This is a genomic window from cf. Phormidesmis sp. LEGE 11477, from assembly GCF_015207105.1.
Lineage (GTDB): Bacteria > Cyanobacteriota > Cyanobacteriia > Phormidesmidales > Phormidesmidaceae > Phormidesmis.
The window spans coordinates 1-11,315 of record NZ_JADEXO010000159.1 but is presented as its reverse complement, the minus strand read 5'-3'; the positions used below and the strand labels follow the sequence as shown (position 1 = coordinate 11,315).

Here is an 11,315-nt window from a genome sequence, read left to right as displayed (position 1 = left end):
GGCTAAAGAGACGGCAAGAATAGCGTTCGCACCGAGGTTCTTCTTGTTTGGCGTATCGTCTAAGGCGATCATGATGCGATCAATTTCGATCTGGTTGAGGGCATTGGCTCCCATCAGTTCGCGGGCGATCGCATCATTCACATTCTCCACCGCCTGGATCACGCCCTTGCCGCCATAGCGACTCTTATCACCATCGCGCAGCTCATGCGCCTCAAAGCTACCGGTCGAGGCACCGCTTGGCACCTGGGCAATCCCAAACGCACCGCCGCTGAGGTAAATTTCAGCCTCAATCGTGGGTCTGCCTCTAGAGTCTAAAATCTCTCTCGCCTGAATCGCTTCAATAGCCGTATCGAGGGAATCTATCATTCTGATGCGCCTACTATGTATAAGATGTTCGCTTTCCGTCAGAATAGACTTTATCAACTTTTGGGCACAACGAGAGGTCAACTACAATGCGTATGCTACACACCATGCTCCGAGTCGGAGACCTAGAAAAATCCATCGCCTTCTATTGCGAGGTCCTGGGGATGAAGCTGCTTCGTCAAAAAGACTATCCAGGTGGCAAATTCACCAACGCCTTTGTCGGCTACGGCGATGAATCCGAGCACACCGTGCTAGAGCTAACTCATAACTGGGAGACCAATAGCTACGATCTTGGCAACGGCTATGGCCACGTTGCGTTAGGAGTCGATGACATCTACGGCACCTGCGAGGCCATCAAGCAGCAGGGCGGAAACGTCACCCGTGAGCCAGGTCCGATGAAACACGGCAAAACAGTCATTGCTTTTGTCACCGATCCTGATGGGTACAAAATCGAGCTGATTGAGGGGCGGGGCTAGATCATCTGCCTGATGCATAGCCTGATAACCTGAGCTGGTATCGCCTAGACTGTAGGCAGGCCAGCTCGTCAACTGCATAGCGTCGATGTTATGGTTGCTAATTCTATCCGTTGGACAACTGAAGACCTGGCCGCCATCCCTGATGATGGCGGCTGGAAGCGTTATGAAATTATCGATGGAGAGTTGTTCGTGACCCGCGCACCGCATATTCGCCATCAAGGGGCAGCTAGTAAAATCAGTACTCGACTCGAAGCATGGTCAGAGGAAACAGGGTTGGGCAATTCATTTCAGACCCCTGGGGTTGTTTTTACTAAGACTGACGCGGTGATTCCTGATGTCGTTTGGGCCAGTAAAGAGCGACTAGCACATGGCGTGGATGAATCGGGTCATTTCACCGTTGCACCCGAGCTGATTGTAGAAATCCTCTCTGCGGGTGAAAAGAATGAACAAAGAGACAGATCTTTTAAGCTGAAGCTGTATTCTCTGCACGGTGTTCGAGAGTATTGGATTGTGAACTGGCGGATTAAAGAGATTGAAGTTTATCGGCGAGAAGAGGCTAGATTGCAGAAGGTTGCCACTTTGTTGGTTTCAGATTTGTTGGCTTCACCGCTGCTGCCTGGGTTTGAGCGCGCTGTGGAGAGCATCTTTCCAGGTTAAAGAGAAAAGAAATTGAACAAGAGTCTTTAGACTTCCGATGAGACATGACACAACGATGGTTTGTTCATAGGGGTAGAAACAGAACGCTGTCCTTGAATTCGCCGTTTCTGCCTAGAGTAGAGATAAGCTCTAAGTCTCGAATGCAAGTCCCGATAGAAACCTTCGTTTGCCGAGCGAAGATAACACCTGGGAACGAAGTGCCTGCTGTCAGCCGTTTGTTAGCCTCTGTTAGAAGGTCGTCGTCTTGCGAGAATAAGAGCCGATCTAATGCAATGGCACGGTCTAGCACTACTGGATCTAGGATGCCGCTTCTGCCATCTTCCTGAACTGTGAGTACGTCTATGCCGCGCTGACGTAGCCCATTAGTAATAGCGCCATGAACGTTTTCGTCCATGTAGAGCGGGATGCTCATTGAAGCAAGCCTTGAGATCGTAGCCGAGTGGCAAATGCTGATTCTCCAGTGGCCCGCTCTTGCTTCTGGATACTATCTTCCCTGTGTTCAATGTCTTGGTCTAGCGCTTGACGATTATCCCAGTAGTAGGCCAACGCAGCATAGATCTGACCCATACTAAGATAACGATGATTAATTTGGATTTCTTCTGCTGTCCAGCCATAGCTTCTTTGGGCCAAAACAACCTCAATCACTTTCATGGTTGTGCCTTCAATAATCGGCACGTTCTGGGGCGTTAAGGCAATGTGAGGGTATTGGGTTGGGCGAAGAGAATTAGTATCCAGCATGGTCAGTTTCTAGCATGATACCGATGTAGCTATTATGGCTGCATTTTGATGTGATTCAACGATAATTGCCTTTGTGGTCGATCGCGATGGGTACAAGATTGAGCTGATTGAGAGGCGGGGCTAGGCTTTTAGCAAGTTGAATAAATCTTTAATGGTGTAGGATAGTCCGCCCATAAAATCTGGCATGGGTAGAACGATATCAGGTTCATCAATCAGTATGACCTGAACTGCTTTTTGAGGTCGATGGATCAAGACAGCTCGATCGTTGGGGTCGATTAGCCAGCCCATGTCAGTGCCATGTTGCAAGCAGCACTGAATTTTCCTGATTACTTTCGCGTAGCGTTGCCCTGGCGATAGTATCTCGATCATCCAGTCAGGTGCTGTTTCAAACACGTTTGCTATTTCTTCATCATCATCGATGGGAAGATGTTCCCACGTGAAAACAGAAATGTCAGGGACTATGGCGTTTGTGCCGCAAATACATTGCAGCTCAGGGAACGCACAAGCAGTTTTGTTCGACTCAACGATGTTGTTAATAACATTCACAAAATTGCCTCGAAGACAGCTATGCTTTCCCTGCGGCATTGGCTTTTGAATAATTTGACCATTGATGAAGTCGCTAGCGGGTTCCGTTTCTGGCAGTGCTAGAAACGCTTCTAGAGTCATTGGTTTGGACTGAGTTTGAACCATTTTTAGATTTTAGATCCCTTCAACTCAACCGTGCGTCGTATTTCTAATAGTTAATCAGAGCGATCGCGTCATCGGCGTTGATATGGTGGGGTGCAGGCCAATTGTATAGCAGCCGCTAGATACCGTGAGTGAATCGCAGTAAGCAGGATGCCGTGAGTGAGATGGTCAAAGCCCAGAGGTTAAAGCCCAGAGGCCAAAGCCATAGATTGCGCTGATGCTAGCCCCCCTTCCGTTGATATACTAAAGGCCCTATGCCTGTAGCCTCTGCTCCCATAGCTCCTGCTTCAATAGCTCCTTCCTCCCCAGCCCCTTGCCCATGCAGCCAACCGATCCTGATAAATTTACCGCCAAAGCCTGGGACGCGATCGTCGAAGCCCAAGATGTGGCTCGCCGATTTCGGCAGCAGTATCTGGAGGTTGAGCATGTCACCCTGGCAATGCTAGAACAAGCAGGACAGGCAGATGTCATCCTCTCAAAGGCAGGGCTGTCTCCAGAGCAGATCTTGCAAGAGTTGGAGACGTTTGCGAAGCGCCAGTCGCGGGTGAGAGTGGCTGTCGATAGCAATCTATATTTGGGCCAAAGTCTCGATCGGATGCTGGATGCGGCAGATGGAGCCAGGCTTAATTTACAAGATGAGCTGATTGGCGTTGAACATTTGCTGATTGGCTTTGTTGAAGATGAGCGCATCGGGCGCAGGCTGCTGAGAGGCTTTGATGTAGACACCTCGCAGATGATGAAGGCGGTTCAGGATCTGCGATCGCCTGACGAAGACAAGCCAGCTACCGCTAAGGTTACAGATGAAGACGAATATCCGGCGCTGCATCAGTATGGACGTGATCTGACGACAGAAGCTAGAGCGGGCAAGCTTGATCCGGTGATTGGCCGTGATGAAGAGATTCGCCGGGTGATCCATGTACTCTCGCGGCGGACGAAGAACAATCCGGTCTTGATCGGTGAGCCGGGGGTAGGGAAGACTGCGATCGCAGAAGCCCTAGCTCAGCGCATCATCAACGGCGATGTACCCGAATCTCTTAAAAATCGCGTCTTGATCTCTTTAGACGTGGGCGGTTTGATCGCCGGGGCCAAGTACCGAGGCGAATTCGAGGAACGGCTGCGCTCTGTTTTGGCTGAGGTCACTGATTCTAATGGTCAAGTTGTTTTATTCATTGACGAATTGCACACCGTTGTGGGTGCCGGGGCGGGCGCTAACAACGTCGATGCGGGCAATATTCTAAAGCCAGTTTTGGCTCGAGGCGGTTTGCGCTGTATCGGGGCGAGCACTATAGATGAGTATCGCAAGCATATTGAGAAAGACACGGCGCTAGAACGGCGCTTCCAGCAGGTGTATGTGGGTCAGCCTAGCGTCGAAGATGCGGTGTCGATCTTGCGCGGGCTAAAAGAGCGCTATGAAGTGCATCACGGGGTGACTATATTGGATTCGGCTTTGGTGGCAGCAGCGGCCTTATCCGATCGCTATGTGAGCGATCGCTTCTTACCTGACAAAGCCATTGACCTAATCGATGAAGCCGCTGCTAAGCTCAAAATGGAGATTGATTCCAAACCCGAAGAGCTAGAAATCATTGACCGTCGCCTGATGCAGCTAGAGATGGAGAAGCTCTCTTTAGAAAGCGAGAAAGCAGCGGGTTCTGCTAATCGCACGTCTAACCAGCGGTTGGCAGGCATTAAGCAAGAGATAGAAGAACTCTCGAAAGAACAGAAGGTGCTTGACCAGCAGTGGCATACTGAGAAAGAAACGCTTGATGCGATTACCGAGCTAAAAGAAGAAGAAGAACGCACTCGCCTGCGGATGAACCAGGCTGAGCGAGCGAACGATCTAGAGCGTGCTGCCCAGCTAAAGTATGGCCGATTAGAAGAGATTCAAAGAGAGTTAGAAGCCCTAGAAGTCAGCCAGCAAGCGCTACAGGCAAAAGGACTAACCATGCTACGTGAGCAGGTTACTGAAGCCGACATTGCTGAGATTGTGGCTCGCTGGACAGGTATTCCGGTCAATCGATTGATGGAATCGGAAAAGCAAAAGCTGCTGCAGCTAGAAAGTCATTTGCATGAGCGCGTCGTCGGTCAATCCGAAGCGGTCACTGCTGTGTCTGCGGCTATTCGTCGGGCTCGCGCTGGGATGAAAGATCCGGGCCGTCCGATTGGCTCTTTCTTGTTTATGGGGCCGACTGGGGTGGGTAAAACAGAGCTGGCTCGCGCCCTTGCGGCTTTTTTGTTTGATACAGAAGACGCGCTGATTCGGCTAGATATGTCTGAGTATATGGAGAAAAACTCAGTCTCTCGTCTAGTCGGTGCGCCGCCTGGCTACGTTGGCTACGAAGAGGGCGGTCAGCTTTCTGAAGCGGTTAGGCGGCATCCCTACTCTGTTGTACTTTTAGACGAAGTAGAGAAAGCTCACACCGATGTGTTCAATATTCTGTTGCAGGTATTGGACGACGGTCGAATTACCGACTCTCAGGGTCGGACGGTCGATTTTCGCAATACGGTGATTGTGATGACGAGCAATATCGGCAGTGAGTATATTTTGGATGTCTCTGGCGATGATTCTAAGTTTGCGGAAATGGAGACTTTGGTAATGGGAGCCTTGCGATCGCACTTCCGCCCCGAATTTCTCAATCGAATTGACGACACCATCCTCTTCCACGCCCTCAGCAAAAAAGAGCTGCGCCACATTGTTGTTATTCAACTTCAGCGGATTTACCAACTGCTAGGCGATCAAAAGATTGGCCTAGAGATGTCAGAGCCCGCCATCGACTACGTTGCCGACCAGGGTTACGATCCTACCTACGGCGCTCGGCCCTTGAAGCGGGCAATTCAGCGTGAGCTAGAAAATCCAATCGCCACCATGATTTTGGAAAATACGTTTACTGAAGGCAGCACGCTTAGAATTAGTGCGTCGAAAGCGAACGGCCTCACCTTTAAAGTGAAAGCTGCTAAGCCTGAGCCAGCAGCGGAACCGGCTGAAGAAATGGTTGCTGAAGAGATGGTTACTGAAGAGATGGCTGAAGAGGCGGAGACCGAAGAAGTAGTAACTGAAGAGTCAGGGGCTGAAGAAGAAGCGGTGGTAGCTGAGGAGTCAGAGGCTGAAGAAGCGGTAGCTGAAGAGACGGCTGAAACAATCAGCGCAGTGGATAGCCCTGAAAGTGAAACAGAGAAAGAGATAGTGGCTACAGCGCCAGATTAGGGTGAACCGACGGCTGTTGTTGATGCTGCTCTGCGTAGGCTGTAGGTGATCAGCGCCGCTAAGACACAGACGGCGGCTAGCAGCCTGAGTAAACTGCTGATGCCAAGGCTTTCCTGTAAGACAGGAAGGCTGAGCGCACCGAGGACTGCGCCTGATTTGGCGATCGCACCTGCCAAACCCGCACCACTCGCCCTGATTGCAGGCGGAAAGACTTCACCAGACAGTAAGAACGTGGTCGAATTTGGCCCTAGGTTCATCGTGAGGTTGAACAGAATAAAGCCCGTGAACAGCAGTGCTATTTGACTGGTAGTACCCGAAAAGGAGAGCAAGCAAAGGCCCGTCGCCATGCCGATAAAGCCAGTCATTTGTAGAGGAATGCGGCCAATGCGATCAATTGATAGAATTGCGATCGCAAACCCCACCACCAGAAACACGTTCACAATTGCCGCGCCTCTAGCTGAAGCCATTTCTTGAGTCAGTAGGTTGCCTGTTTCTGAGAATGCAAGTGTCGCAATAATCGTTGGCGTAAAAATACCAATACCGTAAGTTGCAATATCTTGTAAGAACCAGGGAATAGACGCTAGCGCCGTTTGGCGAATGTATTGTCTTGAAAATAGATCGCGGTAGCCTAATGCCCCGGCGCTATCAGTCGTTTCGATTTTAGCTGTGGCTTCAATAGAATCGTTTGGGGCCAGTAATACCTCTTTCTCTAATAGCTCAGAAGCCGCTTCGGAGGCAGCTTTGTAGTTTCCTTTCGCGAGGTAGTAGCTAGGACTTTCTAATAAAAACAACAGTCTTAGCCCGCCGACTAAAATAGAGAGTGCCACACCGACGCCTAACATCCACCGCCACGAGTAGGCAACTGCCAGCTCCGGCGCAGTTTGTTGAAACAGCCAGATTGTTAGCCAGCCAACCAGCGCCCCTAGCAAAGCGCCAATCGATTGAAAGCTGAAGGCCCCAATGACCATCCGTCCGCGTAGCCTCGCGGGTATATTTTCAGTAATATATGAAACGCTAATAGGATAGTCCGCACCAATCCCGACCCCAACTAGAAAGCGAAAGAACAGCAAAGACCCAGCATTCCAGGCCAGAGCACTACCCAAAGAAGCGGCAATAAACAAGCCAATGTCAATCACCAACATGCGCTGACGACCGATTTTGTCGGTAACTGGCCCCAACGTCAGGGAACCGATTAGGGCTCCAAATAGAGCAGCCGTCGCGATCGCACCGATCCAGCCAGCGCTCAACCCAAAGTCTCGCTGAATAAAGGGCATCGCCACGCCAATGATGAAAAAGTCAAATCCATCTAGGGCAATCAACCCAGCCGAAAGAATCCACAGCATCCACATTGGGCGAGTGAGAGGCGATTGATCTAGCTCAGCTTGAAACTTTGATTGGAGCGAGGGTGAAGTGATTGGATCGACAGATTCGAGCTGATTAGGCAGCTCAGGAAAGAGAGAGGAATTAGACACTAGCGATTTCGTGAAGCAAAGGTGTTCACTAGCATATGGCGCGAATGCCAAGATTCACACTGCCCGAGGAGTGAGTGGTCTTTCGGCAGCTTAGCTACGGCCCTGGAGAATCCGGTAGGTTTGTAGCCATCTCAGTTAAGGGATTAGGCGCATACTCAGTCGGCGACTCAACGGATACCACCGTTGGATAGACCGCCAGATCAGCGCTCTCTACCCAACCAGAGTAGTGATGGACTTGGGTAGAATCCGAGGTAATTTCTAACAGATCAAAGTCGCCCCTAACCGCATGGTTATCAAAGCTGAGTCCGCCAGTGCGATCGCTAGGCCGATCGGCAGCGACTAAACCATGCGGGCCGCCACCAACCATATTCACCGCCACCTCATCTAGGCTGCGAGCAAAGCGATCGCCCTGCCAGTGCCAGGCATGTCCTGGCCAGAAAACGTTATTACCTTTGGTGGTCTTCCTCACCACCGGGTTGGTCAACCGATAGCCGCCCTGCGGAATTTGAACTTCAAAGCCTGGTTCGTAAGCGACCTCGTAGCGCCGGGCAAGTAACTCACCCGATGGTTCAAAGCTCTCACTCGCCCACAGGACTTCTACAGAGGGTTGAGTAAGCGTAGTGACGGGCTCTGCAGAAAGAAAGCTAGGGTAGAGATCGACGCCCGCTGTCGGCAGCTCGGCAGTAGCCGCGAACCGCCAGCAGTTCCAGCTCTGATCGCGCTCAATCGTCTTCCACTCTACCTGGCAAACGCCTTCGCCCGTTGCCACCCAAAGCTCATCTTCCTCAACCGCTATCTGATAGGGAATAGCACTGACTAAGGGGCTATTCATCACCTGATAGGTATCGAGCGTTTGCGTATTTGGCCGATAGGCGATCAGACCATCGGCTGGCAGGTATGGGTTGCCTTCGCCGCTGACTTTGGTACCTAGCCAGAGGGTGAGAGTGTCGTCGTCAGTGGCGGCGGCGATCGCAGTGATCTGATTGCCCTGCATCTGCTCAGGTTGCTGAACCGCGATTTTCTGTGTGGTTGGGTCGTAGTGAATCAAGCTAGCAAAGCCGCTGTTGCCCTCCCCTTGATTAGCAGAGGTCGCAAACCAAAGCTGATCTTCAACCACTACCGCACCCGCAATCGTGGGATCACCAAGCGAGAATCCTAGTTCGGCTTCTTGTAGATCAGTGAGCGTATAGAGCTGTTCGGTTAATAGTTCGCCATTGGGAAGCTTTAGCTCAAAATATACAGCGTCTTCAGCGGATTCTGCGCTGCCCATCTCAGGATTAAATGGCGGCTCACCATAAGTTGCCAACTGCTCATTCAGCCAGTCTGCCTGTAGCCGAATGCGGTACTCATACGTTTTTCCGTTCATGTCGATCGCGCTGTAGTCTGGATTGGCAATACCTGCTAGCATTTGCCCGTAGTCGAAGTCTGCTTCAAGATCTGAGCTTTTATCAGTCACCGATGTGATAGACCAAGTGCGATCGCCTTTGCACAGCGTAAAGTCGTAGTAAGGCGTTTTGAACGTGACTGTGCCCGGCTCAATTGCAATTTCTTCAGGCCGAAAGTTGAACTGCTCGAAGATAGGCATATTTTCGGGCGTGGCCATGGGTTCGAGCGGAGCGCTGTCGAGATCGCAGGTTTTGGCAGGATCGCTGGTGGTGTCTGCGATGCGATCGCCTAGCTGCGAATTTGGCGCAGTCGATGAGCCTACAGAAGAGCCTGGAGACCCTGTACAGGCACCTAGTGCCCATAGGAGTCCTATTGTTGAAAGTAGTGTTTTCGATCTCATGCTTTTCACCCGGTATCAAATTCTATCAATACCTAATACGTTTAACTATTAGCCTTATTGCTATGCTATCAATTCTCTCAATTGCCTGTTGCTAGCGGCGATGACAGCTTCAGAACTGGCTTTCAGAAGCCTATTGCCTTTTTATCTATCTCTCATTTCCCCTTATTCTCTCGTTGTCCTTATTAAAGTTTAGCTACAGAATCAGCTACAGAAATTAAGATAAAAGCAGCTAGCCGTTAACTATCAGCTAGTACTAACCATCAAGAATCAAGCTACAACACTTACTGCGAGGATATTTTGAGCTATTTAGAAGCTGTTGCCGATTTCTACACAGAAGTTGCCGAAACCCCAGATGTCGGACTTTGCTGCGTACAGAGCACGCCTGTACAAATGCCCGGACTTCGCGTTCCAAAGCAGATGCAGGATATGAACTATGGCTGTGGTACAACTGTGCATCCGGCTGAACTCACTGGTGAACCAACCGTTTTATATATAGGCGTTGGCGGCGGATTAGAAGCTTTACAGTTTTCTTATTTCTCGCGTCGACCAGAGGCAGTAATTGCCGTAGATCCGGTAGAGTCAATGCGGACTGCGGCGCAGCAAAATCTGTCAGTGGCAGCCGAACAAAATGACTGGTTTGATGCTAGCTTCGTCAGCATTCGAGCAGGGGATGCTTTTAGCCTGCCGATGCCAGACAATTCAGTGGATGTAGTGGCCCAAAACTGTCTTTTCAATATTTTCGAGCCAGAAGATCTAAAGAAAGCCTTGGCAGAGGCTTACCGAGTCCTCAAGCCCAATGGCCGATTGGTGATGAGCGATCCGATTACAACCAGAGAGATTCCTGAGCATTTACGCGACGACGATCGACTCAGAGCGATGTGCCTATCGGGCGCGCTCACCTACGAAGATTACACTCAAAAGATTATTGACGCAGGCTTTGGCCAAGTCGAGGTGAGGGCGCGGCGTCCTTATCGACTGCTGAACGCCAAACACTATCAGCTAAACGAGCATTTGATGCTAGAAAGCTTGGACTGCGTCTCTTTCAAAGTACCTATTGCTGACGATGGGGCCTGTGTCTTTACTGGAAAAATGGCTGTCTATGCAGGCGAGCAAGACTATTTTGATGACAGTGCAGGGCATATCCTGCAACCGGGAGTGCCCCTGGCAATCTGCGACAAGACCGCTAGCAACCTAGGGAAATTCGATGATATTGTAGTGACCGATTCCACCTGGCACTACGACGGCGGTGGCTGCTGCTAGCGATATTGCGTTTCTCATAGCAGTTGCCGGATACATTCAGCGACTGCTATGAGTAGCTAGGCAACTTTGTTAACCGTCTCAACTGCCTTTTCATACTTAAAAGAGCAGTGCTAGCATCCATTAATGCTCAACGAAGCGAAGAACAACCCAGGGCGCACAAACTAGACTGTATGCTTCGTCATTTTTGCCATAAACATCAACCTTCAAAGAGCCTTCCTATGCGTTTCCTACCAACAGATTTGTTTGTTTCCTATCGACTAGCACCCTATGGTTCCAGTCGCGTTTCTCGCCACAAGCTACTTACGAGATTGGGCATTCTGCTGGGTAGTGTTAGCTCGCTATTGCTGTTGACACCCGCAGCCAAGGCGCTTGAGGAGGTTCAGCTCACTTATGGCGGATTTCAATTTGGCACGTTGGCGATGGATGAGCTATCGGATTTTGCCAGTACAGGTGAGGCTTCTGCTGATATTCAATCGCTGCTGGAGGCAATCGACGTGGATGAAGTATCCGCTAGATCAATGCTCAACAGCGAAGTCGCGGTGAAAAGTGCATCTCTGCCTGAAGTTGCAGAAACGTTTGTAGGCGAAAGCTTTTTTCAGCTTGTGGGCACCGCTTTTACCGTTCCTGATGCGGAAGAGTCTAGCTGGGTATATCTCAGATCGGCTTTCTTAGAC

General features: G+C 50.6%; 10 protein-coding genes and 1 pseudogene. 5 read left to right on the top strand and 6 right to left on the bottom strand.

Features of this window, described 5'->3' with window-relative positions; all coding sequences use genetic code 11:
• Window positions 1-366, bottom strand: a pseudogene (gene eno, locus IQ256_RS26515) (phosphopyruvate hydratase); the annotation flags it as partial.
• An 86-nt stretch (window positions 367-452) separates the two neighbouring features.
• Here eno and gloA point away from each other — a divergent pair.
• The gene (gene gloA, locus IQ256_RS26510) at window positions 453-839 is read left to right on the top strand and encodes a lactoylglutathione lyase (protein WP_193858702.1); all 387 of its coding nucleotides are present in this window, start codon (window positions 453-455) and stop codon (window positions 837-839) included.
• 90 nt (window positions 840-929) lie between these two features.
• Entirely contained in the window at window positions 930-1,496 is a 567-nt protein-coding gene (locus IQ256_RS26505; protein ID WP_193858701.1) for a Uma2 family endonuclease, read from the top strand.
• Window positions 1,497-1,560: 64 nt separating this feature from the next.
• On the opposite strand, the gene IQ256_RS26500 is transcribed toward IQ256_RS26505, so the two are convergent.
• The 3 genes from IQ256_RS26500 to IQ256_RS26490 form a co-directional block, all read right to left on the bottom strand.
• Entirely contained in the window at window positions 1,561-1,908 is a 348-nt protein-coding gene (locus IQ256_RS26500; protein WP_193858700.1) for a DUF5615 family PIN-like protein, read from the bottom strand.
• Window positions 1,905-2,234 carry a DUF433 domain-containing protein gene (locus IQ256_RS26495; RefSeq protein WP_193858699.1) on the bottom strand — a complete coding sequence of 110 codons (330 nt, stop codon included), beginning with the start codon at window positions 2,232-2,234 and terminating at the stop codon, window positions 1,905-1,907. The genes IQ256_RS26500 and IQ256_RS26495 overlap by 4 nt, the downstream gene beginning before the upstream one ends.
• Before the next feature lie 120 nt (window positions 2,235-2,354).
• On the bottom strand, window positions 2,355-2,924 hold the full coding sequence (locus IQ256_RS26490) for a Uma2 family endonuclease (RefSeq protein WP_193858698.1): 570 nt from the start codon (window positions 2,922-2,924) through the stop codon (window positions 2,355-2,357).
• Window positions 2,925-3,240: 316 nt separating this feature from the next.
• Between IQ256_RS26490 and clpB the strand changes: the two genes are divergently transcribed.
• The gene (gene clpB, locus IQ256_RS26485) at window positions 3,241-6,123 is read left to right on the top strand and encodes an ATP-dependent chaperone ClpB (RefSeq protein WP_193858697.1); all 2,883 of its coding nucleotides are present in this window, start codon (window positions 3,241-3,243) and stop codon (window positions 6,121-6,123) included.
• On the opposite strand, the gene IQ256_RS26480 is transcribed toward clpB, so the two are convergent.
• Together IQ256_RS26480 and IQ256_RS26475 are read right to left on the bottom strand one after the other, a co-directional pair.
• Window positions 6,120-7,595 (bottom strand): MFS transporter, encoded by a 1,476-nt coding sequence (locus IQ256_RS26480; RefSeq protein WP_193858696.1) that lies wholly within the window; start codon window positions 7,593-7,595, stop codon window positions 6,120-6,122. The genes clpB and IQ256_RS26480 overlap by 4 nt on opposite strands.
• Before the next feature lie 94 nt (window positions 7,596-7,689).
• Window positions 7,690-9,381, bottom strand: coding sequence for a hypothetical protein (locus IQ256_RS26475; protein ID WP_193858695.1), 1,692 nt, complete (start codon window positions 9,379-9,381; stop codon window positions 7,690-7,692).
• Between the two features lie 297 nt (window positions 9,382-9,678).
• On the opposite strand from IQ256_RS26475, the gene arsM reads away from it, so the two are divergent.
• Together arsM and IQ256_RS26465 are read left to right on the top strand one after the other, a co-directional pair.
• Window positions 9,679-10,641, top strand: a complete 963-nt coding sequence (gene arsM / locus IQ256_RS26470; protein ID WP_193858694.1) for an arsenosugar biosynthesis arsenite methyltransferase ArsM — start codon at window positions 9,679-9,681, stop codon at window positions 10,639-10,641.
• 218 nt (window positions 10,642-10,859) lie between these two features.
• A partial coding sequence (locus IQ256_RS26465) for an alpha/beta hydrolase (protein WP_193858693.1) occupies window positions 10,860-11,315 on the top strand: 456 nt, incomplete at its 3' end.

Bases quoted from the DNA above. Each gene is read 5' to 3' on its own strand.
- gloA (WP_193858702.1), top strand. From the start codon at position 453: ATGCGTATGCTACACACCATGCTCCGAGTCGGAGACCTAGAAAAATCC.
- IQ256_RS26505 (WP_193858701.1), top strand. From the start codon at position 930: ATGGTTGCTAATTCTATCCGTTGGACAACTGAAGACCTGGCCGCCATC.
- IQ256_RS26500 (WP_193858700.1), bottom strand. From the start codon at position 1,908: ATGAGCATCCCGCTCTACATGGACGAAAACGTTCATGGCGCTATTACT.
- IQ256_RS26495 (WP_193858699.1), bottom strand. From the start codon at position 2,234: ATGCTGGATACTAATTCTCTTCGCCCAACCCAATACCCTCACATTGCC.
- IQ256_RS26490 (WP_193858698.1), bottom strand. From the start codon at position 2,924: ATGGTTCAAACTCAGTCCAAACCAATGACTCTAGAAGCGTTTCTAGCA.
- clpB (WP_193858697.1), top strand. From the start codon at position 3,241: ATGCAGCCAACCGATCCTGATAAATTTACCGCCAAAGCCTGGGACGCG.
- IQ256_RS26475 (WP_193858695.1), bottom strand. From the start codon at position 9,381: ATGAGATCGAAAACACTACTTTCAACAATAGGACTCCTATGGGCACTA.